We start from the raw sequence: 22985 nt of genomic DNA, 5'->3' as shown, positions 1-22985 counted from the left end.
AAAAGCCCGTTCATCGGGCTTTTTTTACACGCTTAGTTCCGCAGGCGCGGAGCCTGTAACTGTTTGCGGATAGTCTGAGCAAGCTCATCCATTGTGGGTTGCTCCGGATGCTCTTCCTGCAGCTCGCTGCTCAGCTGCGCTTCAGCAAGATAGGTGTGAACGGGTTGTCCATCATCACCTTCCATCACCACATGGTACCAGGGCGCGGCGCGAAGCTCTGCATTCACCGCCAGCTCGTCTGCTGAGGGTTCATCAAGGGAATACTCCGGGTCGATATCCACGACCACACCCAAATACCCGAGCAAAGTGTGGCGGACCTGCTGGCCGATACCGAATTTGCTGGCAATCATAGTCACCTCCCGGGAAACACTACTTACACGTTATGTGCGGGCAATATTTCTCTTTTCAAGTTACATGACGCGACAGGCAAACCCTTTCAGATACAGTCCTTCCGGGTAGGTAGCAATCACGGGGTGATCGGCTGCCTGACGGAACTGCTCTATAAATTGTACATCACGGCCAGCATCTATTGCGGCGTCGGCGATGATTTTCTGAAATAAATCTGTGGTCATCAGGCCTGAGCAGGAGAACGTGAGCAGAACCCCGCCCGGGTTCAGCAGCTGGATAGCCAGCATGTTGATATCTTTATACCCGCGGCAGGCGCCCATCAGCTGGCTTTTGTTTTCCACAAACTTTGGCGGATCCATCACGATGACGTCGAACTTCTCGCCCCGATCGCGATATTTACGCAGCAGCTTGAAGACGTCGTCACGTATAAATTCGGCTTTGCTCAGATCCAGCTTGTTCAGCTCGACGTTCTGCTTTGCCACGTCCAGCGCTTCCTGCGAGGTGTCCACGCTGACCACCTGGGCACAGCCGCCCATCAGTGCTGAAACGGCGAACCCACCGGTGTAGGAGAAACAGTTCAGCACGCGTTTGTCGGCAACGTACTGACGCGTAGCCAGACGGCTGTCGCGCTGGTCAAGGTAGTAACCCGTTTTGTGTCCGCCCTGGATATCCACCAGCAGCTTCATGCCGTGCTCTTCAATCGGCAGCAGGGCAGGGGGAAGTTCACCCGTGACCGGACCCTGGGTCAGCTCCATGCCCTCTTTTTTGCGCACCGCCACATCGCTGCGGTCGTAAATGGCGCACTGCGGGAACAGCGTTTGCAGGGCGCTGATCAGCGCGGCACGCTGGTATTCCGCCCCGGCGCTCAGGAGCTGCAGCACCAGGAAGTTGCCGAAGCGATCGATGGTCACGCCCGGCAGACCGTCGGACTCACCGGCAATCAGGCGGTAGCTGTCGAGCCCGTCGCGTTTTGCCAGCCACTCACGCCACTGCTGCGCCTGCTGCAGACGACGCACGAAGAAGTCGATGTCGATGGTTTCGTCTTTATCAAACGTCCAGACGCGAGCGCGGATCTGGGACGCTGGCGAGTAGGCGCCTCGCGCTAACCATTTCCCCTGATGGTCAACGATGTCAATGGTTTCACCGAGGCTGGCTTTGCCTTCCATACGGGCAACCGCGCCGGAAAAGACCCAGGGATGACGGCGCAGTAATGATTTCTCGCGCCCTTTGGCTAACACTAAACGTACACTCATAATTTGCTGTTCTGTCGATTTCAGGGAAATGGCGCGTAGAGTAGCACATTCAGCAAGGCGCAATCATCTGCGGATGCCGTTGAGCGTTTCGGCACAAAATCAAATCGCTTAGGCACATTGGGGCATTGTTGCGTGCTTTATCTTAGGGCTTCCGGTTCAGCAAAGGAAATACCCATGAAAAAGCGCAGTGTCATCACAATAGCCGCTCTGACGGCAATGAGTTTTCAGGTTTTCGCAGCAACGCCTTTCAGCATGACCAGCCGGGATATTTCCGGCGACCGGCGGTTAGCGCCACAGCAGGTGTTTGAGGGATTTGGCTGCCACGGTGGGAATACCTCACCGCAGCTGGCGTGGACAAATCCGCCCGCGGGTACGAAAAGTTTTGCCATTACGGTCTATGACCCGGATGCGCCTACCGGCAGCGGCTGGTGGCACTGGACCGCAGCCAACATTCCCGCGAAGACAATGACGCTGCCCGCAGATGCCGGTAACCCAAATGGCGAAAAATTACCTGCTGGCGCTGTGCAGGGGCGTAATGATTTCGGTTATTCTGGATTCGGCGGCGCATGTCCCCCTGCCGGGGACAAGCCTCACCGCTATCAGATTACCGTCTGGGCGCTGGACGTGGATAAACTGCCCGTCGACAAAAATGCCAGCGGCGCGCTGGTCGGTTTTATGCTCAATAGTCACGTTCTGGCAAAGGCTCAGTTAACAGCAACCTACAGCAGATAAGGATGGCGGGGTGCAGGAGTTCCATTTTCGACATAAACATCTCACTGCGGGTGAAGTGAGTGCCAGCAAAATGCATCGCCTGCACCAGGTTAAGCTCTTCTTTCCGGCGATTTGCCATATCACTCACGGCAGCAAGGTGATTGTGCAGGACGACAACCGCCTGGTGGCCACCCGGGATGAGCTCATCATTATTCCTGCCAATACGGCGATGGAGATCATCAATCAGCCCGCAAACGGTCTGTTTCACTCTGACTTGCTGATGTTATCGCCGGAAATTGTTGCCGAGTTTAAAGCGCATTACCTGAAATCCTGGCCGCGCACGACGCTGCATTCGCTCTGCGCCCCGCTGAGCGAGGGGCTGGCATTTATGTGGGATAACCTGCTGCACGCCGTGCGTCAGGATTTACCGGAGGCGCTGCAAAAGCATCAGGCCTTCGGGCTTTTGCTGGCATTGCTGCATGACGGCGCGGCAGGCCCGCTGCTTATTGAGCGAAACAATAGCCTGACCGAGCAGGTGCGGCAGTTCATTATGCTGTCGCCCGCCAGAGCCTGGACCGCGCAGGATGTCGCCAGCCGGCTGGCCCTGAGCGTGCCGACGCTGCGCAGACGGCTACGTGAAGAGTCGCAGAGTTTTCGCCAGATTGTGGAGGAGGTGAGGATGGGCGTTGCTTTGTCGCAGCTGCAGTCAACCCGATTACCGATTGGCGAAATCGCATTACAATGTGGGTATCTGTCCAGCTCTCGTTTCACCGCCCGTTTTCGGCAACACTACGGCTGTTTACCGAAAACGCTACGTTAAGGAGAAGAAAAATGTCTAAAGTCTGTACTATTGCCTGGGTTCACGGCGTTGTTCAGGGCGTCGGGTTCCGCTACAGCACCCAGCGCGAGGCCGTTCAGCTAGGGCTCACGGGATACGCGCGCAACATGGATGACGGCAGCGTTGAGGTGGTCGCCTGCGGCGAAGCGGAGCAGGTCGACAAGCTGGTGGCGTGGCTGAAGGCGGGCGGGCCGCGCAGCGCACGGGTTGATAGGGTCTTAACAGAACCGCATCAACCCGGGCGGGAATATATGAACTTTGGTATTCGCTATTAAATACACTTCACCGGTTTAGGCAGGCCGGCAATTTTGGTGGCCTGTTTTGCCGGGCCTTTCGGGAACAGACGATAGAGATAGCGGCTGTTGCCTTTCTCTTCGCCGAACTTATTGGCCATCGCCTTGACCAGCATGCGGATGGCCGGAGAGGTGTTGAACTCGAGATAAAACTCGCGCACAAAACGCACCACTTCCCAGTGTTCGGGGGAGAGGATGATACCTTCTTTTTCAGCAATTACTTCTGCCAGCGCTTCGCTCCACTGGCCACTATCTTTCAGATAACCGTCGTTATCGGTCTCGATCTCTTTGCCTTCAAAACTCAACATAGTCATTCACGCGTCAGTCAAAAACCGCAGCAGTGTACCAAAAAACAAAGCCCCGCATAAGCGGGGCCAGGTTCACAGCGCTGCGGCTTAATCGCGGCTGGCGAAGCCCAGGATGCTCAACAGGCTGACGAAGATGTTATACAGCGACACGTACAGGCTCACGGTGGCGCGGATATAGTTCGTCTCACCGCCGCGAATGATGTTGCTGGTTTCAAACAGGATCGCGCCGGAAGAAATCAGAATAAACACGGCGCTAATCGCCAGGTGCAGGGCAGGCAGCTGCAGGAAGATGTTTGCCACCATACCCACCAGCACCACCACAACACCCGCCATCAGCATACCGCCGAGGAAGGACATATCCTTACGCGTGGTCAGCACGTAGGCCGAGCAGCAGAAGAACACCAGCGCGGTACCGCCCAGCGCCATACCGATAAGGTCGCCCATACCGGCAGACAGATACGCGTTCAGCATCGGTCCCAGGATGTAGCCCAGGAAGCCGGTGAAGGCAAACGCCGACAGAATACCGACCGGTTTGTCAGCGGTTTTGTAGGTCAGGAACATCAGGCCATACATGCCCACCAGGGTCAGAATCAGCCCCGGAGACGGCAGCATCAGCACGGTGCTGGCGGTTGCGGTGATTGCTGAAAATGCCAGCGTCAGGCTGAGCATGAAGTAGGTATTGCGCAGCACCTTGTGGGTACTGAGTAGCGATGTGCGGTCGCGCGAAGAAGTAATTATACGATCCATGAGTCACTCTCTTATGACAGATGTAATTAACGGAAAGAATAGGAAACGGGGCGCCAGTCTCAAAGTGGTTTTACCCATCTTTACTCAGCACCTTAGCGCTGGAGGTGGTTATTTCTTCTGCGAAAGACCGTTTCATCAGTATGAACAGCGGTTTGAAAGTATTTACCAGATCAAGCTCTTATAGGTTACTGAAAAATATTGCGTTATTACCATTCGAACGCTAAGAGTTATTTCCGGATCGTCATAAAACAGACAATAAGGCGAAGGACATGAAACCACAAGCACGCACTCACTTTACGCTCTCTTTACTTACCGCCGGGATCCTGTGCGCCAGCACGGCTACCTGGGCGGCTAACGTGCCGGCAGGAACCGCGCTGGCCGATAAACAGGAACTGGTCAGAAATAATGGCAGTGAACCGGCTTCGCTCGACCCGCATAAAGTCGAAAGCGATGTCGAATTCAATATTATCAGCGATTTATTCGAAGGTCTGGTCAGCGTTTCCCCGACAGGTGAAGTCCAGCCGCGGCTGGCGGAAAAATGGGAGAACAAGGATAACACCGTCTGGACGTTCCATCTGCGTCCGGGCATCACCTGGAGCGACGGCACGGCGATTACCGCAGAGGATGTGGTCTGGAGCTGGCAGCGCCTGATCGACCCGAAAACGGCTTCGCCTTATGCGAGCTATCCGGGCAATATGCATATCGCCAACGCGGCCGATATCGCCCAGGGGAAAAAAGCGCCCGATACGCTGGGCGTGAAAGCGATTAACGACACCACGCTGGAAGTGACGCTCACCCAGCCAAACGCGGCATTCCTCGCGATGCTGGCTCACCCGTCGCTGGTGCCGGTGGATAAAGTGCTGATTGGCCGTTTCGGCGATAAGTGGACCAAGCCGGAGCATTTCGTCAGCAGCGGGGCGTATAAGCTTTCACAGTGGGTAGTCAACGAACGCATCGTGGCGGAGCGTAACCCGCGCTACTGGGATAACGCGCATACCGTGATTAATAAGGTCACCTACCTGCCCATCACGTCCGAGGCTTCGGATGTGAACCGCTATAAAGCAGGCGAAATTGACATTGTCTACACGGTGCCGATCAACCAGTTTGCCCAGCTCAAGAAGACCCTGGGCAGCCAGCTGGATGTCTCCCCGCAGCTGGCGACCTATTACTATGAATTTAACACCACCCGGCCGCCGTTCAACGACGCCCGCGTGCGCAAGGCGCTGAACATGGCGCTCGATAAAGACATCATTGCCGGAAAAGTATTAGGGCAGGGGCAACGCCCTGCGTGGCTCATCAGCCAGCCGGATATCGGCGGCGTTAAGCTCCAGAACCCGGATTACGCCAGCTGGCCGCTGGACAAACGCATCGCTGAGGCGAAAAAGCTGCTGAACGAGGCCGGATATAACGCCAGCCATCCTCTGAGCTTTAACCTGCTCTATAACACCTCTGAATCGCACCAGCGCATCGCGATTGCGGCCAGCTCCATGTGGAAGAAAAACCTCGGCGTGGACGCGAAGCTGCAAAATCAGGAGTGGAAAACCATGCTGGATACCATGCACACCCACAACTTTGACGCGGTGCGGTACGCGTGGATTGCCGATTACGACGATGCGGCGACCTTCCTGAACAACTTCCGCACCGGCGACAGCGAAAACACCAGCCAGTACAGCAATCCGGAATATGACCAGGCGCTGCTCAATGCCGCAAAAGCCAAAACAGCGGATGAGCGGGGTAAGTTCTACCAGCAGGCAGAAGACCTGCTGGGGCGTGATGTGCCCGCCATCCCGGTGTATCACTACGTCCGCACGCATCTGGTGAAACCGTGGGTGGGCGGATTTACGCCGGATAAGCTGGGGTACTATTACACGAAAGATATGTACATCAAAAAACACTAAGCCTGAGCGCGGGAGACTGTGCTGATAAAATCGTCGATGTGTCGTCAGTTCAACCGATTAAACACGTTTTGACTATTTTTACAGCGAACGATTGCCGCTACTCTTTACAGCACGCGGTGAGGTGTTTATAGTTCGCCTCACTCAGGAAGTGTGGCCGAGCGGTTGAAGGCACCGGTCTTGAAAACCGGCGACCCGAAAGGGTTCCAGAGTTCGAGTCTCTGCGCTTCCGCCAGATATAAACCCCAGGTTACTCGTTAACCTGGGGTTTTCCTTTTGCCTTAACGCAGGTTTGTGCTTCACCAGATTCTTGCCATTCCTTCGCTTGCCGGGCGAACGAGCGTAAAACCAAATTTAGTATACAGCTCAGGCACATCGGCCATTAAGCAAACGTACGCTCCTTTACAGGCGTGGTTATCCAGCCAGGCAACAAGCGTTTCCATAATGACTCTGCCCAGCCCTTTCCCCTGATGAAGCGGATCAACCGCGACGTCGACAATATCAAAATTCAACGCACCATCCCCCACGATGCGCCCCATACCGACCGGTTTTCCCTGAAACACTATATGCATGCCATAGCAGCTGCCGGGCAGCGCTTTTCGGGCCGCCTCCAGCGGGCGAGGGCTAAGACCAGAAATTTCGCGCAGCCGGCAAAACGCTTCTGCAGTGGGGACGGTTTCAACTACGGTATAGTTATCAGGCATAAGAAGAGCTCCAGTCGGTGTTCAGTAAAGGGCTTCAGTCTGGCAGTAAAATTGACGAAAGACGATTTTACGGACCGATCACGTTCACACTTTTAGCCTCCTGCTATTCCCCTGTAAATAACTGGCGTTATCATTCAGCCCGTAAATACCTTTTCATCTCTCGCCGAGGCTTTGATGCTGGAGAATGTTTTCATCAGATAATCAGCTTCCCGCCCTTTTCAGGACGGACTGGTTATCGCTGCGCTTAAACCTTACGCACGCACCTGCGGGTGTGGGCTCGTTTTTACGCATGATGATTACACAGGTTTTCCAGTATGAATTTATCCCGTCAGGAACAACGTACCTTACACGTTCTCGCCAAAGGTGGACGCATTGTGTACGTCCGCGACAGTTCTGGCCGCGTCACGTCCGTTGAGTGCTATACCCGTGAAGGGCTGGTGCTGAGCGACTGCACGCTCAGCGTCTTTAAAAAACTCCGCACCAAAAAGCTGATCCGATCCGTGAACGGGCAGCCTTACCGGATCAACACCACCGGGCTGAACAACGTTCGCGCCCAGCTGGATAATCGCTAAGCGGAATAAACAACGCCACCCTCGGGTGGCGTTCATGCATTGAAATGGATATCGTGGCGGAATGTAGGCCGGGTAAGCGCAGCGCCACCCGGCAATAAACGCGGCGTTATGAGCGGATAAAGGCCAGGATGTCCGCGTTGATGGTATCCGCATGGGTGGTATGCATCCCGTGCGGGAAGCCCGGATAAATTTTCAGCACGCTGTTCGCCAGCAGTTTGTCCTGCAGCAGGGCGGCATTCTTATACGGTACAACCTGATCGTCATCGCCCTGCAACACCAGAACGGGAACCGTGATGGTTTTCAAATCTTCCGTCTGGTCGGTCTCTGAAAACGCCTTAATCCCCTCATAGTGGGCCTTGGCGCTGCCGATCATTCCCTGACGCCACCAGTTTTGGATCGTACCCTGCGAAACCTCGGCGCCATCGCGATTAAAACCGTAGAACGGACCGCTGGCCACGTCGAGATAAAACTGGGCGCGGTTAGCCGCCAGCGCTTTGCGGAAGCCGTCGAACACCTCAACGGGCGTTCCGCCGGGATTCGTCTCCGTTTTGACCATCAGTGGCGGAACGGAGCTAACGAGTACCGCTTTGGCAACGCGCCCCTGCGGTTGTCCATACCGCGCAACATAGCGGGCGACCTGGCCGCCGCCGGTGGAGTGACCGACGTGCACGGCATTGTGCAGATCCAGGCTTTCAACCACGGCTGACGCATCGGCCGCATAATGATCCATATCGTGGCCTTCACTCACCTGATCCGAACGCCCATGACCACGGCGATCGATAGCGATAACGCGATAGCCTTCTGCAAGGAAGAAGAGCATCTGGTTATCCCAGTCATCGGCACTCAGCGGCCAGCCGTGGTGGAAAACTATGGGTTGAGCCTCTTTTGGGCCCCAGTCTTTGTAGTAAATATTGACGCCGTCTTTCGTTGTTACGAATGCCATACCGCAGACTCCTCTGTTAAAGGCAAAATGTTCCCCGGCTGAGCGCACAGCGAATCAGTAATGCCTTAATTAAGTTGGCTTTTTTCTGTTTCCCGTACCGACAGTACCCCTAAAGTGTAGGTGAAATAGTAAAAGCAGGCGGTTTCATTTCTGTGAAAGGGAGCGTTTAGCGTTCAGGCGGAAGGGGGAGCGAATGAAGGCTCTGGAGAGATCCTCCAGAGCCTTCAGGGCAGGAATAACAGCAGGGGCGTTTAGCGGTTTTCTTCAATATAGCGGGCCAGGTCCGCCGGGGTTTTTAGCACTGTCGCCACGTCAGTTGGCGGGATCATGCAGCCGTAAACGTCCTGCACTTCCAGCACCATATCGACCGCCAGGATGGAGTCGAGAATGTCGGATTCAATCAGTTCATCGTGAAAGCCCACCTTACGGGATAACACTTTTTCGAACAGGGCGAGAATTTCTTGTTCCATAATTTTTCCTGGGGTCATTAATTTGTGCGGGCGTAAGCGTCCAGCAGCTTGCGGTCAATTTTGCCGTTAGGATTCAGCGGCAAAGCGTCTTTTACGATAATTTGTGAAGGCACCATATAGTGCGGAACTACCTTCGACAGCGATGTTTTGATGGTATCCGGCGCCATATCCGTCACGCAGAACGCGGCAATGCGCAGCACGCTGCCGCAGGATTTCATCAGCGGCAGAACCACCGCTTCGTTGATGCCGGACATGGCCAGCAGGCGGTTTTCGATCTCATTAATTTCAATACGGTAGCCGTTCAGTTTGACCTGGCTGTCGTTGCGGCCCTGGCAATATATAAGCCCCGCTTCATAGCCCAGATCGCCGGTACGGTAGCCGCGAAACGCTTCATCTTCCCGATGGAGTAATTTCGCCGCGTTCTCCTGCGGCAGACCAAGGTAGCCGCGCATGACGTTTTTACCCCAGATAATCAGCTCGCCGTCGGCGGAAATTTCCATTCTGCTCTCAGGCATCATGACCCCCACCGGCAGCACGGCGCTGTCGCTGCTCAGGATCGCATCCGTGATTTCAACCACGGTCGTCGCGATGGTTGCTTCCGTAGGGCCATATGAGTTGATGATTTTGGCCTGCGGGAAGCGGCGGCGAAGCTGTTTAACCAGCGCTTTATTCAACACTTCACCAATGAAGATAAAGACGTTGAGTTCAGGTAAATACTCGCTGTTGAACTGCGGGGAAAGCAGCTGCTGGTAAGCAAAAGAGGGAGTGGAAACCCAGGCGGAGACGGCGTTGCTTTTCAGTCGCTCCAGCCAGTTCTCTTTCTGAATGTCCTCTTTGGCGTTCAGCACGATGTGCCCGGCCATCGCCAGATTCGCCAGCAAAGGGATCAGGGAGAGGTCAAAACTGAACACCGCGTGGTTCATCAGCACCGGTTTTTCCGGCAGCGAAAAGTCCTGGCTGACCCATTTCATGAAGTGCCATACGCTTTCACGCCCAATCTGCACGCCTTTAGGTTTACCGGTGCTGCCGGAAGTAAACATGATGTAGGCCAGATCCTGCTCCTCCAGCACCTTGCCCGGTTCCCCGGTGGCGATGAACTGCCGGGTCGCGACGTCGTAATAGTAAGGGGCATTGGCCAGATGGCAAATCTCCCGGAGGCGCTCCTGCGGGTAGATGCAGTCCACCGGAATGTACGGAATGTTGTGCAGCAGGCAGCTATAAATCGCCACGGCGAACTCGGCCTGCTGGTGTCCGTACAAGACGACCGGCGTACCGGCAACAGGCTGGCAACGCTGATAGCGCTGCGCCCAGTCCGTTACGGCCGCGGAAAGCTGCAGCCAGCTTAAGGCTTCGTCGCTGCCGCTGATGGCCAGCTGCTGCGGGGAGGCGGGATCGCATAATGCCGCACGCAAGAAATCCTGCAGTTCCTGAAGATCGGAGTGATTTTTCATAGAGGTGACATTCCACTAAAGATGTAAAGGGATCCCGCGGCGCTTCCCAGCGTCAGAATTCGTCCTAAAAACGCAACGGCCGGATACTGCAAGACCCGGTGCAATGCCGGGCTGCGCTTGGCTGACCACAGCAGCATGTTGTGAGCGACGGAAATCGCGCCAAACAGCGCGCCGCTGATGACGTAATGGCGTTCCAGACCATTCCATGCCCCCATGCAGAACAGGGTGCAAAAAATACCGATATTTTGCGCCAGCGTTTTGTTCTGACGGAAAAAGTTGAACTTCATCAGGTTCATGTAAACGGGCATAAAGACCACATCGCGCAGCCATTCGGACAAACTGATGTGGAAGCGGCGCCAGAAGTCCTGGGGGTTCTTTGCCAGAAGCGGCATATTGAAGTTTGCCGGAATGTTGAGCCCAAACAGGCGGCCTGCGCCGATGGCCATATTGCTGTAGCCCGCAAAATCAAAGTAGAGGTAGGCGCTATAGGCAATTGACATCACCACGCCCACGGTCAGCGTAAACGGCTTATGGCTCCAGGGCTGCACGACAAGTGAATCAACCAGCATGGCAAACAGGAACTTCTGGACAATGCCGGTAATGATTAGCTCCAGCGCCACTAAAAACTGTTCGCGGCTAAGGGCAAAGACGGGCTTACTGACGTCGCTCATCCATGTCCGCCAGCGGTACATGGGGCCGGCCAGGATGATAAAGGGCATAAACAGATAGCAGAAATAGTGCAGGAAATTCTGGCCTTCTTTTTTACTGCGATAGAGCAGCACGTCCACCGCGCGGAACGTCATAAAAGAGAGACCAATCATGCCCCAGTGGTTATTTAAGTGTAATTTCACCAGCAACAGCGGCAATAATGTCAGAACAACCGCCTGCCACGTTTTTAACCATCCCTTCTCTTTTAGCGTGGCGAAAACATAAAAGCTGAAAAAAACGGCGACGGGGACAATATAATCACCCTGAAATATATATCCCCATCCCAGAGCCGTCAGCACCGATAGCGCAGATAACCAGGTCAGACGATGGCGTAATACGCGATTGACCAGCGCAAACGCCAGGGCGGAGGAAAACAAATAGACAAAAAACATTCCTGAGCTGTACATCATTCGGCCTCAGAACTTTTGATATTCAAAATGCAGCTGCATACTCATGCTGTCATCGACAGAGGTCCACGCGACGATGGTGATCGCCAGCAGGAGATAAAGGAAAAAAAGACGGATCGCGATTTTCATTATTTAAAGCTCTGTGCAATAAAGCGAATCATAGGAACCCAGGCCAGTTCGGAAGGGTGCAAACGATCCCAGTTCCAGCCATTTTGATAAGGCATGGCGTACATATCTAAATAAGGGATCTGGTTTTTTTCCAGAATGGTTTTAATTTGCTTATCAACCGGGCGGAAGGTATTGGTGTTGTAAAGCGCCCAGGGGTTAACCGGGTCGACGATAGCAATCACCTGCACGTGACGTTCTTTCAACAGCTGGACGGTTTTACTGAACGCGGCGATTTGCGCAGGCACGACCGGCGTGTCATCCCACTGTTGCGGCTTACCGTCCTGCTCGTAAATCGTTTTGTCCATCCACAGCGTGGCCGCGCTCTGCTGGCGTTTTTTATTTAACTCGCGCGCATTCGCCAGCTCTTTATCCCAGTCGGGAGCAATGTGGGCGGCTGGCTGCTGCGGCCAGGGTTGTACCGTCTGGGGCGTAACGTTGAGCAGCGCCAGCCAGTCGTTTTTTATCAGGGTGCAGACGTTCGCAAACTGGAAGCTCAGCTCGTCCCAGATCAGATCGGGGTGCCAGCCAAAGACGCGCATTTGGCCAAAGGTTAAATGGCTTATTTCTTTACTATCAATATGCTTTAAATAATTGACTAATATTGGGCGCGCCTGCGGATCTTTCATCAAAGGATTAAAAATAGAGCCCGGGAAATTATCGGCATAGATAGCGGGTGGCAGACCTTTTGAGTAAAAGCTGTCAGGTGCCAGAAGCAAAACAACTTTACTGTTTGCGTTAAGGCTATTTTTAAAGCGTGAGAACAGCAAAAACTGCGTTTCGTCATCGACAAATGCATCGCCATACGCCACGACGGGTTTGTGTAATTGCTTATTAAAGTAATTATATACAGCGTAATGTTCATCTTCTGAGGTCGCAACCTCGGACGCACCAATGAAGAATATCGCATTCCCTTCTAAGGCATGAGAAATAGTGGCAATTTTTTCCGCTTGTTCTTTAGGCGTGCCCGCCATTGATTTAATCAGCGGCTGGAAGGCGAGCGGCGGATCGAAGCTCGTCACCAGCGGGTGAATACAAAGGAACAAAATGGCCAGGGTTGCCATCAGGATATGTAAGCAAAGCGTATTTTTGATTTTCATCATCAACCCGTAACACTGCATGGCAGTAATGTCTAAAATCTGCGGGAATTCAGATTTATAACAATTACACAACAAATGACCTTCTATTTTTGAGGCATTCTATACCAGAGCGATTTAAAAGGATGAGCGTTGCTATGTTACGGTATGTACAAGGTCGTTGTGAGTGACGTGAGATCAGCGTGCGGGTGACTTTTTGCGCAGTCAAACGCCTGCGGGGAAAAATAGAAAAATTCCTGCTTTACAAGGCGCTAATAGATGTTTATAGTGCGCCTCACTTTGGAAGCGTGGCCGAGCGGTTGAAGGCACCGGTCTTGAAAACCGGCGACCCGAAAGGGTTCTAGAGTTCGAATCTCTACGCTTCCGCCAAATTCAAAAACCCTGCGATAGAAATATCGCAGGGTTTTTTGCTTTACAGGGCAATCACCAGCTCCCGGGAATGGCTCCGCGAACAGCACAGCGCCACCTGCTGATCCGTTGCGCTTTTTTCGGCCTCCGACTGCACGCTATCCCGGTGATCCACCACGCCGTCAATCACCGGCGTCAGGCAGGCTCCGCAGATCCCCATCTCGCATGACAGCGGCACGTCCACGCCGTTTGCCTGCAGCACCTGGGCGATGGTTTTGTCCGCAGGCACCGGCCAGCGCTCCCCTGTGGAGGCCAGTTTGACCGTGAAGATCTCGCCCGCGACGCCGCTTGTGACAGCGGTCGCGGGCTGAAACGCCTCGCTGTGGATATGGGCGTCATCCCATCCCTTCGCCGTGGCGACCTCACGCACTTTTTCCATAAATCCTGCCGGTCCGCACGCCCAGGCTCGCAAACCCGCCTCAGGCACGGGGATATGCTCTGCGAGCGCTGTGCGCGGGCTGGCGGTATGAATGATGCACTCACCGCACTGCGAGAGTTCGCGCGCAAACGCCGCGCTTTCGCGGTTCCTGACGTAGTAGTGCAGCGTGAACGGCGTTCCGGTCGCCTTCAGCTGCAGGGCCATCGCATACAGCGGCGTAATGCCAATGCCCGCCGCCAGCAGCAAAACCCGCTCTGCCTGCTGAAGCGGAAACAGGTTGCGCGGGGCGGATATCATCAGCTTCTGCCCGGGACGCAGCGTCTCGTGAACGTAGCGCGATCCGCCGCGCGAGGCGGTTTCCCGCCCCACGCAGATAAGATAGCTCTCTTCCTCACAGGTCCCGGTCAGGGAATACTGGCGCACCACGCCGCAGGGCAGGTGGACATCAATGTGCGCGCCGGGCTGCCACGTCGGCAGTGCGCTCCCGTCTTCAGCCACCAGCCTGACGGCGAGGCTTTTGTCGCCCTCGCGCCACAGCCCGTCAACAATTACGCTCAGCATATCGGCCTCCGTCATACTAGGAAAAACTCGCCAAAGCCCATCTTCTTCAGCCCCCGACGGTAGGCAATCGAGCTTTTATCCGCGGGGATATGGGCTTCCAGGGTCAGGTCCAGCGGCAGGCTTTCCGGGCGCTGGGTTTCCACCATCAGACGGTCTTCTTCAAAAATCCGCAGATTGAAGGCATGCACATCCTCCACCGGAATATGCAGGTCAAAATTGCGGGCGATAGGGGCGAACATGCGGGTCACGCGCGATGAGACCGGCGACGCGGCGTTCATAATGACCAGTCTCGATTCACCCGGAAAATGAATCGTCAGGGTAGCGGTAAACGGCAGGTGCATCTCAAAATGGCGCAACCACTGGAACCCTTCCGGGGCCTGCACGGGGGAACTGGCGGGATAGTTGCTCACTGAGCTCCAGTAATCCGCCACGAAGCCAAACGGCGTCTCCTGCGGCTGATAGTGGGGCACCAGCGGGTTGTTCGGGTCCGCAAAGGTATCGGTGTGGATCCAGGCAAAGTGCGCCACGTCCAGAAAACCTTCTACCTGACGTCCGGCAAAGCCGTTCACCTCGAATGCCGGGCAGTTAATCTGTTGAAATCCGTCGTCATCCCAGTGCGGCATGGTAGGCAGCGGCGCGGGGTTATCCGGATCAAACGCCAGGCAGGTCCAGATCAGCCCGAACCGCTCTTCCACGGCGTAGTTAATCAGGTTCAGCTTCGCCGGAACGGGCTGGTCGGGGCTGGAGGGAATACGATTGCAGCGCCCGTCCTCCCCAAAGCGTAAGCCATGATAGGGGCAGATAATCCCATGCTCGTCGTGAAAGCCGAGCGTCAGCGGCACGCCGCGGTGCGGGCAAACGTCACGGGCGACCACGACCTGGTCGTTTATCCGGTAAATCACCAGCTGTTCATCCAGCAGCGTCGCTTTGACCGGTGCCGGACCGACGTCGCAGGCGCGCGCGACCGGATGCCAGCATTTCGCCAGGCGCAGCCAGTCCTCTGGCTCAAACGTACAGTGGGCGGGTGGAGTCGGTTCTCTTTTCATCGTTGTCCCTCTTGCGTTCAGCCTAACGGGCCGCCCTGAATGGTCTCGCACAGACCGTTGATGATGCGCTCGCCGGTCTCCTCTCGAAGCTCCTGATACCAGGCCTGCGTCAACGCCATGTCTTTCCCGTGGGTGACGTCGCAGCGCTTGCGCGCCTTCAGCACCAGGTCGCGCACCCGGTCGCAGCGCAGCGCCTCGTACTGTCGCAGCGCCAGCGTGATGTTGTGATTTTCACGCAGGCATTCCCCCAGCACGACGGCGTCTTCCATCGCCGCGCAGCCGCCCTGGCCGATATCCGGCGTGGTGCTATGCGCGGCATCGCCAAGCAGCGCGACGTTGCCGCGCACCAGGCTGTCGAACGGCTCAATGTCGTGGATTTCAATGCGGTTGGTCGTTTCAGGATCCAGGGCCGCGATAAGCTTCTGCACCGGCGGCGCCCAGCCGCGGAAGTAGCCCGTGAGATCGGCGCGCAGGGTGGTGCGATCCTCCGCCAGACCCGCGGGCAGCGGCACGTCAAAAAAGAAGTAGAAACGACCCCCGGAGACGGGCATCAGCGACACGCGTTTTCCTTCGCCAACGAAGGTGGTCCACTGGTGCGCCGGGGCAATCTCTTCGTCAATCTTCACCAGCCCGTTCCAGTTCACGTACCCGGCGTAGCGGCGCTCCGGCGCATAGCCCAGCACGTACGGGCGCACCGCCGAGTGGCTGCCGTCCGCGGCAATCAGGAAATCCCCGGATGCCGAGGTGCCGTCGGTGAAGGTGACGCTCACGCCAGCGTCGTCCTCATGGACGCGTTCGACGCGCTTGCCGAACTGCACCTTGTCGCGACCCCAGAAGTCCAGCATTTCGCGCTGAAGCTCAGCGCGCGAGACGGGGCAGGGACGCCCGCCGGTACGCTCAACCAGCGGGGCAAGGCTAAAGCGGGTCAGGGTATCTCCGCGCCGGTAATCCTTATAGGCCATAAAACGCATCGGCCCGCCGTAAGTCTCGATGATATCGCCCATGCCGAGGTGCTGCATGCATTTCACGCCGTTCGGCCAGATGGAGATGGCCGCCCCGACGGGCCTGATCTCCTTTACGGCTTCAAACACGGTACAGTCGATGCCCGCTTTCTTCAGCGCGACGGCGGCGCTCAGGCCGCCAATACCCGCACCAATAACGATTGCTCTCATGCTTCTCTCCTTTTGCAGGGTGTAAAGACATTCAGCAATTTGCGTACCAGGCTGCAGAGTGGCGAAAAGGGCGTTGTGAGGGAGACGTTTGCACTGCTAAGGTGCGTAAACGCGGTGAGCGTGCCTTTTTATGAATCAAAAATTTCCTGGTTAGCTATCGGGAATCGACTGTTTCACGTTTGTCTCAAGAGTGGCGTGGTTTGTGCAATAAGCCTGAGAAGGATAATCAAGGAGAACCTATGATCGCACTGCACGACTTTAATCAGCTTTCTGAGAAAGACGCTTTTACGCTGCTTCATCCCTGCGTGGCGATACCCGGCTGGACCGACGCGTTGGTTAGTGGGCGGCCTTATTCGAGCCGGGAAGCGTTGTTCATTGCGGCGCAGGCACTAACGCAACGCTGGGATGAAGCGGCCTTAGCGCAAGCCCTGAGCGCCCATCCGCGCATTGGGGAAAAGCCCGCGGGTTCAGCGGCGGAGGCGGTGCTATCGCGCCGGGAGCAGGGGGCGGTGAACGATAGCGATGCCGAGCTGGCCCAGGCGCTGCGCGAAGGCAATGCCCGCTACGAGGCCCGCTTCGGACGCGTCTTTCTGATCCGCGCGAAGGGCCGCAGCGGTGAGGACATTTTACAAGCGCTGCACGCGCGGCTGGAGAACAGCGACGCGCAGGAAGTCCGTGCCGCGCTGGAACAGCTGCGGGAAATTACGCTGCTGCGGCTGGAAGGAGTCATTAGCGAATGAGCACGCTCAGCACCCACATTCTCGATATTTCGACGGGCAAACCCGCAGAGGGCGTAACGGTTCATCTGCAACAGGACGGGAAGACGCTGGCGACGGGCGTGACCAACGCCCAGGGGCGCATCGCCGCGTTCGTTCCCTCTCTGCCCGCGGGCCGCTATCGGCTGGTGGCGGAGATCGGCGCGTGGTTTCGCGAAACCGGTCGCGCCACGCTCTACCCCTGTGCGCAAATTGATTTTGTAACGGGAGAAACGGCAGACGAGCATTTCCATCTGCCGTTTGTGATTGCCCCCGGCGGGTGGTCAACCTACCGGGGCAGTTGACCACACCCGCTCGCCGTTGACCCAGGTCTCGCTGATGTTGCGCTCGTCGCCGAGGGTCATCAGCACAAAGAGCTGCTCATAGATATCCTGGCAGCGGCGATTGCGCAGGCGCTGCAGCGGCGTCACGTCGGGGTCGATAACCACGAAATCCGCCTCTTTGCCTGCCGCGAAGTTGCCAATCTTATCGTCCAGCCGGAGGGCGTGCGCGCCGCCCAGCGTGGCGTGGTAAAAGGCCTCGCTGGCGCGCAGGCGGTAGCTCTGAAGCTGGCCCACCTTGTAGGCTTCTCCCAGGGTGCGCAGCATGCTGAAGGTCGTGCCCGCCCCGACGTCGGTGCCGATGCCCATCCGCACCCTGTGCTGCCAGCAGGCGGGGAGGCGAAACAGCCCGCTGCCGAGAAACAGGTTAGAGGTGGGGCAAAACGCCACCGCCGAACCGGTGTCATGCAGGCACTGCCACTCGCTGTGGTGCAGATGGATCGCGTGGGCAAACACGCTGCGCTCGCCGGTCAGGCCGTAGTGGTGATACACGTCCAGATAGCGCTCGTGCTCCGGCCAGAGATCGCTTACCCAGGCCACTTCGTTGGGGTTTTCGCTCAGGTGGGTCTGCAGCCAGGTGTCCGGAAACTCCTCTCTGAGCAGGCTGACCGCCGCAAGCAGCTCGGGTGATGAGGTCGGGGCAAAGCGCGGCGTAATCGCATAGCCCAGCCGTCCACGATGATGCCAGCGCTGGATCAGCGCCCGGGTCTGCCGGTAGCTCTGCTTTGCGTCTTCGCTCAGGTAGTCCGGCGCGTGTCTGTCCATCATCACCTTACCAGCGATAAGGCGCATGTTGAGACGCAGGGCTTCGGTAAACAGCGCCTCGACCGATTCCGGATGCAGCGTGCAAAACACCAGCGCGGTGGTGGTACCGTTGCTCACGAGCTGGTTAATGAAAAATTCGGCGATCTCTTTCGCGTAGGCCTCATCGGCAAACTGGCTCTCCACCGGGAAAGTGTAGGTGGTCAGCCATTCCAGCAGCTGTTCACCAAAGGCGCCAATCATCTCCGTTTGCGGATAATGAACGTGGGTGTCGACAAAACCGGGCAGCAGCAGCCTGCCGCGCAGGTCGGTATAGCCTTTGTGCGGGTCAAGATACTGCTCGCCCTCCTGCCACGGCATCTGCGCCAGAATTTTTCCGTTCTGGATAAACAGCAGGCCGTCCTCAAGGTAGCGCGCGTGTTGGGCAATAGCGTCTGCGCTGTCGCAGACCCGGGCAATATCAAAAAATGCACCGCGTATCGCAGTCTGGTATTCCATCATGGTTCCTGCCTTCGTGTGTGCGTAGCGGGGGTTATAAGGCTCAGCAAGAACGGTGCCAGAATGAACGGGCCGCAGATAAGCTGCGGCCAGAGGGAAGGGGTTACTCTTTTTGCGTCGCCACGCGGGAGCCAAACGACGTCGCGGCTGCCGTCTCGCGCTCTTCCCGCGCCAGCCAGCGGTAGGTGACGCCGCCGAGTAAGACGCCGATAAACCAGCTGAAGTTTGCCACCTCATGCAGGGCCGGGATAAAGCTAATGACCAGGCCCACGGCAACGGACGGGATCAGCGCCCCAATGGCTTTCGGGTTAAAGCCGTTGCGGTACCAGTATTTGCCCTTAGGCGTGTCGTCAAACAGATCGTCGACCGAAACCTTGCCGCGTTTAATCAGGTAGAAATCGGCGATCAGAATGCCGAACAGCGGGCCGATAAATGCCCCGAGCACGTCCAGGGTGTAATGGATAAGCTCCGGCGAGTTGAACAGGTTCCACGGGGTGAGCAGGATCGAGCCGACGGCGGCAATCATCCCCCCGGTGCGGAAGCTGATTTTCTGCGGCGAGCAGTTAGAGAAATCAAACGCCGGGGAGACGAAGTTCGCCACGATGTTGATCCCGATGGTGGCGGTGATCATCGTCAGCAGGCCAATCGCCACGGCCAGATCGTTGCCCACGCGGCTGACGGTCTCAATCGGGTCGGTGATCATGCGGCCAAACAGCGACTGGGTGCCGGAGACAATCACCACGGTGACGATGGAGAACAGCAGGAAGTTAAACGGCAGCCCCCAGCGGTTGCCGCGGCGGATCTCACCCATGCTTTTGCCGTAGCGGGAGAAATCGCCAAAGTTGAGCAGCGGACCGGAGAAGTAGGAGACCACCAGCGCCGTGGCGGTGATCATCTGCCAGGTCTGCTCGCCCGCGCTCAGGGATTTGCTGGCGAGGGTAAAGGAGATCCCGTCAAAACCTGTCTTGTATACAATCCAGCCGGCGAGGGCCAGCATCACCACGTAGACCGCCGGACCGGCGATATCAATAAAGCGCTTGATGGCGCTCATGCCGTGCCAGAAGACCATCGCCTGCAGGACCCACATAATGGCAAAGCAGATCCAGCCCAGATGCGACAGGCCCAGGAATGCGCCGGTAGTGAGCGAAGAGAGCGACGGCCAGAACTTCAGCGCCACGAGCATCAGCGCGTTGGCGGCGAGATAGGTCTGAATACCGTACCACGCGAAGGCAATCAGCCCGCGGATCACCGCCGGAATATTGGCCCCGAAGACGCCAAACGCCTGACGGCTTATCACCGCGTACGGCACGCCCGCCATCTGGCTCGGTTTGGCCACCAGGTTGGCGCACAGCTGCACGATGCAAATCCCCACCAGCAGGCAGAGCAGCACCTGCCAGCTTGCCAGCCCGAGCGTAAAGAAGCTCGCGGCGACAACATAACCCCCCATGCTGTGAACGTCCGACATCCAGAACGAAAAGATGTTGTACCAGCTCCAGTTCTGGTCACGCGTCGGTGCCAGATCCTCATTGCAAAGACGTGGGCTGTAAACCGCACCGGAATCAGCGGCCGTACCCTGCTGCGCGTTTTGACTGTTTGGCATGAAACCTGCTCCTGTGAATGAAAACCCGTTGAGTGGGAGTGCAAACGGTGTTGCAGGATCCAGGCCAAAATAATAAATCTTGTATGCAATATTTTATTTTTATGTATACGATTCGATAACGAAAAGTAAAAACGGAGTGGTGAATGAACAACATAAACGCCCTGCAGACCGCGCCAGACCTGCATGACAAAGATGAATCGATTTTTCAGGCGCTGATGACCGCAATTGTTGAACATCAGCTGCTGCCGGGGAGCAAACTGCCGGAAGAGGCGCTGGCAGAGGTGTTTGGCGTGAGCCGCACGGGCATCCGTAAGGTGCTGCAGCGACTCGCCGCTGTGCAAATGGTCACCTTAACGCCCAAGCGTGGTGCACACGTCGCCAGCCCGACGGTGGAAGAGGCGCAGCACATCTTCCGCACCCGCGCGCTGCTGGAGGTGGCCAACCTGCCGGACGTGCTGGCGCACTGCCAGCCGCCGCATCTTGCCGCGCTGGAGGCCATTATTCGCCAGGAGCAGCAGGCGCACGAGGACTATGACGGCCCGGCGGCGATTCGCTACTCCGCCAGTTTCCACATTCAGCTGCAGGCCATCTCCGGAAACCAGGTGCTCACTGAGATGGTGACCAGCCTGAGCCAGCGTTCCTCGCTGGTGATTGCCACCTGGGGCGCGCCGTGGCGTCAGGGCTGCCGCTGCAACGATCACGAGCAGCTTGTGGATCTGCTGCGCCAGAAGGCGCTTGAACCGCTAAGCGATGCCCTCATGCACCATTTTGAACATATCGTCGCCAGCCTCTGCTTCGAGCGGGCGGGCGAGTGCCTGCCTGATTTTGCCCGGCTGTTTGCCGGCCACAAGGAGTCGTAATGTCTGTCTGTATACAAGTGATCAACCCCAACACCAGCCTCGCCATGACGGAAACCATCGGCGCGGCGGCCCGCGCGGTGGCGGCGCCGGGGACGGAGATCCTCGCAGTCTGCCCAAGCGCGGGCGTGCCGTCTATAGAAGGCCACTTTGATGAGGCCATCGCCGCCGTCGGTGTGCTGGAACAGATCAAAAAAGGCAGGGAGCAGGGAGTGGACGGTCACGTGATCGCCTGCTTTGGCGATCCGGGCCTGCTGGCGGCGCGCGAGCTGGCGCAGGGGCCGGTTATCGGCATCGCCGAAGCCGCCATGCATATGGCGACGCTGGTCGCGACGCGCTTTTCGGTGGTCACTACGCTGCCGCGCACGCTGATTATTGCCCGTCATCTGCTGCACCAGTATGGCTTTCAGGACCATTGCGCGGCGCTGCACGCCATTGACCTCCCGGTACTGGCGCTGGAAGACGGCAGCGGTCTGGCGCAGGAGAAAGTGCGCGCGCGCTGTATACAGGCGCTGAAAGAGGATGGCTGTGGCGCCATCGTGCTGGGCTGCGGCGGCATGGCGACGCTGGCGCAGGAGCTGACCCGCGAGCTGCGCGTGCCGGTGATCGACGGCGTCAGCGCGGCGGTGAAGATGGTGGAATCGCTGGTGGCGCTGGGGCTGTCGACCAGCAAGCACGGGGATCTGGCGTTCCCGGAGAACAAATCGTTAAGCGGGCATTTTCAGGCATTGAATCCATTTTAATTTTTTGGGGGTGGCAATGGGGCTTTTTGAACAGGATTATCCGCGGGATCTGCGCGGCTACGCGGGCAACCCGCCGCACGCGCGGTGGCCGAATCAGGCGCGCATCGCCGTGCAGTTTGTGCTCAATTACGAAGAAGGGGCAGAAAACCACGTTCTGCACGGCGATGCCGGATCCGAGCAGTTCCTGTCGGACATCATCGGCGCGGCCAGCTACCCGGACAAACACATGTCGATGGACTCCCTCTACGAATACGGCAGCCGCGCCGGGTTCTGGCGGATCCACAGTGAATTTCAAAAGCGCAGCCTGCCGCTCACGGTCTTCGGCGTGGCGATGGCGCTGGCGCGTCACCCGGAGATCGTCGAGGCAATCAAGGCGGCGGATTATGACGTGGTGAGCCACGGCTGGCGATGGATCCACTATCAGAATATGGACATCAGCCAGGAGCGCGAACACCTGCACAAGGCGGTGCACGTCCTGACCGACCTGTTTGGCAAGCCGCCAGCGGGCTGGTACACCGGGCGCGACAGCCCCAACACCCGCCAGCTGGTGGTAGAGCACGGCGGCTTCGACTACGACAGCGACTATTACGGCGATGATTTGCCCTTCTGGACGGAGGTGGCCTGCAGCGACGGCTCCCGTAAACCGCACCTCATTGTGCCGTATACGCTGGATGCGAACGACATGCGCTTCGCGACCGCGCAGGGGTTTAACACCGCCGAGCAGTTTTATACGTATCTGAAGGACAGTTTTGACGTGCTGTACGAAGAGGGAGAAAGCGCGCCGAAGATGATGTCCATCGGCATGCACTGCCGCCTGCTGGGGCGGCCGGGGCGTTTTCGCGCGCTGCAGCGGTTCCTCGATTATGTGCAGCAGCACGAGCGGGTATGGGTCTGTACCCGCCAGCAGATTGCCGACCACTGGCGAGAGGTGCATCCGTTTCAGAAGTAATTGA

General features: G+C 57.2%; 24 protein-coding genes, 2 tRNA genes and 1 pseudogene. 12 read left to right on the top strand and 15 right to left on the bottom strand.

Features of this window, described 5'->3' with window-relative positions:
• Window positions 1-32: 32 nt before the first annotated feature.
• Both hspQ and rlmI read right to left on the bottom strand, forming a co-directional pair.
• Window positions 33-350: a heat shock protein HspQ gene (gene hspQ, locus RVY89_RS11200; protein ID WP_008499919.1), complete on the bottom strand. Its 318-nt coding sequence runs from the start codon at window positions 348-350 to the stop codon at window positions 33-35.
• A gap of 60 nt (window positions 351-410) precedes the next feature.
• A complete protein-coding gene (rlmI, locus tag RVY89_RS11195; RefSeq protein WP_248112058.1) occupies window positions 411-1601 on the bottom strand; it encodes a 23S rRNA (cytosine(1962)-C(5))-methyltransferase RlmI in 1191 nt (396 codons plus the stop codon).
• 174 nt (window positions 1602-1775) lie between these two features.
• On the opposite strand from rlmI, the gene RVY89_RS11190 reads away from it, so the two are divergent.
• From RVY89_RS11190 to yccX, 3 genes are read left to right on the top strand one after another with little or no spacing between them, the layout of a single operon-like run.
• The gene (locus RVY89_RS11190; protein ID WP_484827851.1) at window positions 1776-2333 is read left to right on the top strand and encodes a kinase inhibitor; all 558 of its coding nucleotides are present in this window, start codon (window positions 1776-1778) and stop codon (window positions 2331-2333) included.
• A 10-nt stretch (window positions 2334-2343) separates the two neighbouring features.
• Entirely contained in the window at window positions 2344-3132 is a 789-nt protein-coding gene (locus tag RVY89_RS11185) for a helix-turn-helix domain-containing protein (protein ID WP_484827850.1), read from the top strand.
• Window positions 3133-3143: 11 nt separating this feature from the next.
• The gene (gene yccX, locus RVY89_RS11180) at window positions 3144-3425 is read left to right on the top strand and encodes an acylphosphatase (protein WP_371898377.1); all 282 of its coding nucleotides are present in this window, start codon (window positions 3144-3146) and stop codon (window positions 3423-3425) included.
• On the opposite strand, the gene tusE is transcribed toward yccX, so the two are convergent.
• Both tusE and yccA read right to left on the bottom strand, forming a co-directional pair.
• Window positions 3422-3751, bottom strand: coding sequence for a sulfurtransferase TusE (gene tusE / locus RVY89_RS11175; RefSeq protein WP_484827849.1), 330 nt, complete (start codon window positions 3749-3751; stop codon window positions 3422-3424). The two genes, yccX and tusE, sit on opposite strands and share 4 nt — an antisense overlap.
• A gap of 87 nt (window positions 3752-3838) precedes the next feature.
• Complete coding sequence (gene yccA / locus RVY89_RS11170) at window positions 3839-4498, bottom strand: FtsH protease modulator YccA (protein WP_023335168.1); 660 nt, start codon at window positions 4496-4498, stop codon at window positions 3839-3841.
• Window positions 4499-4767: 269 nt separating this feature from the next.
• Between yccA and RVY89_RS11165 the strand changes: the two genes are divergently transcribed.
• Together RVY89_RS11165 and RVY89_RS11160 are read left to right on the top strand one after the other, a co-directional pair.
• The gene (locus RVY89_RS11165) at window positions 4768-6396 is read left to right on the top strand and encodes an ABC transporter substrate-binding protein (RefSeq protein ID WP_484827848.1); all 1629 of its coding nucleotides are present in this window, start codon (window positions 4768-4770) and stop codon (window positions 6394-6396) included.
• Window positions 6397-6540: 144 nt separating this feature from the next.
• A tRNA-Ser gene (locus tag RVY89_RS11160) sits at window positions 6541-6628 on the top strand.
• Window positions 6629-6692: 64 nt separating this feature from the next.
• Here RVY89_RS11160 and RVY89_RS11155 read toward each other — a convergent pair.
• Window positions 6693-7097: a GNAT family N-acetyltransferase gene (locus tag RVY89_RS11155; protein ID WP_048027271.1), complete on the bottom strand. Its 405-nt coding sequence runs from the start codon at window positions 7095-7097 to the stop codon at window positions 6693-6695.
• Between the two features lie 314 nt (window positions 7098-7411).
• Here RVY89_RS11155 and RVY89_RS11150 point away from each other — a divergent pair, with 314 nt between their 5' ends.
• Window positions 7412-7669, top strand: a complete 258-nt coding sequence (locus RVY89_RS11150; RefSeq protein WP_045401694.1) for a YjhX family toxin — start codon at window positions 7412-7414, stop codon at window positions 7667-7669.
• Window positions 7670-7775: 106 nt separating this feature from the next.
• Here RVY89_RS11150 and RVY89_RS11145 read toward each other — a convergent pair whose 3' ends face one another.
• The 5 genes from RVY89_RS11145 to RVY89_RS11125 all read right to left on the bottom strand — a co-directional run bounded on the left by RVY89_RS11145 (window position 7776) and on the right by RVY89_RS11125 (window position 12913).
• Complete coding sequence (locus tag RVY89_RS11145; protein ID WP_484827847.1) at window positions 7776-8612, bottom strand: alpha/beta fold hydrolase; 837 nt, start codon at window positions 8610-8612, stop codon at window positions 7776-7778.
• A gap of 251 nt (window positions 8613-8863) precedes the next feature.
• On the bottom strand, window positions 8864-9082 hold the full coding sequence (locus RVY89_RS11140; protein WP_008499867.1) for an acyl carrier protein: 219 nt from the start codon (window positions 9080-9082) through the stop codon (window positions 8864-8866).
• 17 nt (window positions 9083-9099) lie between these two features.
• The gene (locus tag RVY89_RS11135; RefSeq protein ID WP_484827846.1) at window positions 9100-10533 is read right to left on the bottom strand and encodes an AMP-binding protein; all 1434 of its coding nucleotides are present in this window, start codon (window positions 10531-10533) and stop codon (window positions 9100-9102) included.
• Window positions 10530-11648 carry an MBOAT family O-acyltransferase gene (locus RVY89_RS11130; RefSeq protein ID WP_484827932.1) on the bottom strand — a complete coding sequence of 373 codons (1119 nt, stop codon included), beginning with the start codon at window positions 11646-11648 and terminating at the stop codon, window positions 10530-10532. The genes RVY89_RS11135 and RVY89_RS11130 overlap by 4 nt, the downstream gene beginning before the upstream one ends.
• A gap of 128 nt (window positions 11649-11776) precedes the next feature.
• On the bottom strand, window positions 11777-12913 hold the full coding sequence (locus RVY89_RS11125) for a D-alanyl-lipoteichoic acid biosynthesis protein DltD (protein WP_484827931.1): 1137 nt from the start codon (window positions 12911-12913) through the stop codon (window positions 11777-11779).
• Between the two features lie 278 nt (window positions 12914-13191).
• Here RVY89_RS11125 and RVY89_RS11120 point away from each other — a divergent pair.
• Window positions 13192-13279: transfer RNA gene (locus tag RVY89_RS11120), tRNA-Ser, on the top strand.
• Between the two features lie 43 nt (window positions 13280-13322).
• Here RVY89_RS11120 and RVY89_RS11115 read toward each other — a convergent pair.
• Genes RVY89_RS11115 through hpxO form a run of 3 tightly spaced genes read right to left on the bottom strand, consistent with a single transcriptional unit; the run spans window position 13323 to window position 16476 of the window.
• Entirely contained in the window at window positions 13323-14258 is a 936-nt protein-coding gene (locus tag RVY89_RS11115; protein ID WP_484827845.1) for a PDR/VanB family oxidoreductase, read from the bottom strand.
• An 11-nt stretch (window positions 14259-14269) separates the two neighbouring features.
• Window positions 14270-15304, bottom strand: coding sequence for a molybdenum cofactor-independent xanthine hydroxylase subunit HpxD (gene hpxD, locus RVY89_RS11110; protein WP_484827844.1), 1035 nt, complete (start codon window positions 15302-15304; stop codon window positions 14270-14272).
• A gap of 17 nt (window positions 15305-15321) precedes the next feature.
• Window positions 15322-16476 carry an FAD-dependent urate hydroxylase HpxO gene (gene hpxO, locus RVY89_RS11105; protein ID WP_484827843.1) on the bottom strand — a complete coding sequence of 385 codons (1155 nt, stop codon included), beginning with the start codon at window positions 16474-16476 and terminating at the stop codon, window positions 15322-15324.
• Window positions 16477-16715: 239 nt separating this feature from the next.
• Between hpxO and uraD the strand changes: the two genes are divergently transcribed.
• Window positions 16716-17216 (top strand): 2-oxo-4-hydroxy-4-carboxy-5-ureidoimidazoline decarboxylase, encoded by a 501-nt coding sequence (gene uraD, locus RVY89_RS11100; RefSeq protein ID WP_484827842.1) that lies wholly within the window; start codon window positions 16716-16718, stop codon window positions 17214-17216.
• Window positions 17213-17536 carry a hydroxyisourate hydrolase gene (uraH, locus tag RVY89_RS11095; protein ID WP_484827841.1) on the top strand — a complete coding sequence of 108 codons (324 nt, stop codon included), beginning with the start codon at window positions 17213-17215 and terminating at the stop codon, window positions 17534-17536. Before uraD ends, uraH begins: the two co-directional genes overlap by 4 nt.
• Here uraH and guaD read toward each other — a convergent pair.
• Both guaD and RVY89_RS11085 read right to left on the bottom strand, forming a co-directional pair.
• On the bottom strand, window positions 17516-18835 hold the full coding sequence (gene guaD, locus RVY89_RS11090) for a guanine deaminase (RefSeq protein ID WP_484827840.1): 1320 nt from the start codon (window positions 18833-18835) through the stop codon (window positions 17516-17518). The two genes, uraH and guaD, sit on opposite strands and share 21 nt — an antisense overlap.
• A 100-nt stretch (window positions 18836-18935) precedes the next feature.
• On the bottom strand, window positions 18936-20432 hold the full coding sequence (locus RVY89_RS11085; protein ID WP_484827839.1) for an NCS1 family nucleobase:cation symporter-1: 1497 nt from the start codon (window positions 20430-20432) through the stop codon (window positions 18936-18938).
• A gap of 143 nt (window positions 20433-20575) precedes the next feature.
• On the opposite strand from RVY89_RS11085, the gene RVY89_RS11080 reads away from it, so the two are divergent.
• The 3 genes and pseudogenes from RVY89_RS11080 (at window position 20576) to puuE (ending at window position 22981) form a co-directional block, all read left to right on the top strand.
• The gene (locus RVY89_RS11080) at window positions 20576-21292 is read left to right on the top strand and encodes a GntR family transcriptional regulator (protein WP_484827838.1); all 717 of its coding nucleotides are present in this window, start codon (window positions 20576-20578) and stop codon (window positions 21290-21292) included.
• Window positions 21292-22161, top strand: a pseudogene (locus RVY89_RS11075) (aspartate/glutamate racemase family protein); the annotation flags it as partial. The gene RVY89_RS11080 and the pseudogene RVY89_RS11075, both read left to right, overlap by 1 nt.
• The gene (gene puuE / locus RVY89_RS11070; RefSeq protein WP_484827930.1) at window positions 22082-22981 is read left to right on the top strand and encodes an allantoinase PuuE; all 900 of its coding nucleotides are present in this window, start codon (window positions 22082-22084) and stop codon (window positions 22979-22981) included. The pseudogene RVY89_RS11075 and the gene puuE, both read left to right, overlap by 80 nt.
• Window positions 22982-22985 lie beyond the last annotated feature (4 nt).

Source organism: Enterobacter sp. 3U4, from assembly GCF_057224565.1.
Note: the sequence above shows the minus strand (reverse complement) of the source record. Positions and strands in the feature narration are given on the sequence as shown.

What these genes read in the sequence shown, in the direction of transcription:
- hspQ (WP_008499919.1), bottom strand. Translation starts at nt 350, where the DNA reads ATGATTGCCAGCAAATTCGGTATCGGCCAGCAGGTCCGCCACACTTTG.
- rlmI (WP_248112058.1), bottom strand. Translation starts at nt 1,601, where the DNA reads ATGAGTGTACGTTTAGTGTTAGCCAAAGGGCGCGAGAAATCATTACTG.
- RVY89_RS11190 (WP_484827851.1), top strand. Translation starts at nt 1,776, where the DNA reads ATGAAAAAGCGCAGTGTCATCACAATAGCCGCTCTGACGGCAATGAGT.
- yccX (WP_371898377.1), top strand. Translation starts at nt 3,144, where the DNA reads ATGTCTAAAGTCTGTACTATTGCCTGGGTTCACGGCGTTGTTCAGGGC.
- tusE (WP_484827849.1), bottom strand. Translation starts at nt 3,751, where the DNA reads ATGTTGAGTTTTGAAGGCAAAGAGATCGAGACCGATAACGACGGTTAT.
- yccA (WP_023335168.1), bottom strand. Translation starts at nt 4,498, where the DNA reads ATGGATCGTATAATTACTTCTTCGCGCGACCGCACATCGCTACTCAGT.
- RVY89_RS11165 (WP_484827848.1), top strand. Translation starts at nt 4,768, where the DNA reads ATGAAACCACAAGCACGCACTCACTTTACGCTCTCTTTACTTACCGCC.
- RVY89_RS11155 (WP_048027271.1), bottom strand. Translation starts at nt 7,097, where the DNA reads ATGCCTGATAACTATACCGTAGTTGAAACCGTCCCCACTGCAGAAGCG.
- RVY89_RS11150 (WP_045401694.1), top strand. Translation starts at nt 7,412, where the DNA reads ATGAATTTATCCCGTCAGGAACAACGTACCTTACACGTTCTCGCCAAA.
- RVY89_RS11145 (WP_484827847.1), bottom strand. Translation starts at nt 8,612, where the DNA reads ATGGCATTCGTAACAACGAAAGACGGCGTCAATATTTACTACAAAGAC.
- RVY89_RS11140 (WP_008499867.1), bottom strand. Translation starts at nt 9,082, where the DNA reads ATGGAACAAGAAATTCTCGCCCTGTTCGAAAAAGTGTTATCCCGTAAG.
- RVY89_RS11135 (WP_484827846.1), bottom strand. Translation starts at nt 10,533, where the DNA reads ATGAAAAATCACTCCGATCTTCAGGAACTGCAGGATTTCTTGCGTGCG.
- RVY89_RS11130 (WP_484827932.1), bottom strand. Translation starts at nt 11,648, where the DNA reads ATGTACAGCTCAGGAATGTTTTTTGTCTATTTGTTTTCCTCCGCCCTG.
- RVY89_RS11125 (WP_484827931.1), bottom strand. Translation starts at nt 12,913, where the DNA reads ATGAAAATCAAAAATACGCTTTGCTTACATATCCTGATGGCAACCCTG.
- RVY89_RS11115 (WP_484827845.1), bottom strand. Translation starts at nt 14,258, where the DNA reads ATGCTGAGCGTAATTGTTGACGGGCTGTGGCGCGAGGGCGACAAAAGC.
- hpxD (WP_484827844.1), bottom strand. Translation starts at nt 15,304, where the DNA reads ATGAAAAGAGAACCGACTCCACCCGCCCACTGTACGTTTGAGCCAGAG.
- hpxO (WP_484827843.1), bottom strand. Translation starts at nt 16,476, where the DNA reads ATGAGAGCAATCGTTATTGGTGCGGGTATTGGCGGCCTGAGCGCCGCC.
- uraD (WP_484827842.1), top strand. Translation starts at nt 16,716, where the DNA reads ATGATCGCACTGCACGACTTTAATCAGCTTTCTGAGAAAGACGCTTTT.
- uraH (WP_484827841.1), top strand. Translation starts at nt 17,213, where the DNA reads ATGAGCACGCTCAGCACCCACATTCTCGATATTTCGACGGGCAAACCC.
- guaD (WP_484827840.1), bottom strand. Translation starts at nt 18,835, where the DNA reads ATGATGGAATACCAGACTGCGATACGCGGTGCATTTTTTGATATTGCC.
- RVY89_RS11085 (WP_484827839.1), bottom strand. Translation starts at nt 20,432, where the DNA reads ATGCCAAACAGTCAAAACGCGCAGCAGGGTACGGCCGCTGATTCCGGT.
- RVY89_RS11080 (WP_484827838.1), top strand. Translation starts at nt 20,576, where the DNA reads ATGAACAACATAAACGCCCTGCAGACCGCGCCAGACCTGCATGACAAA.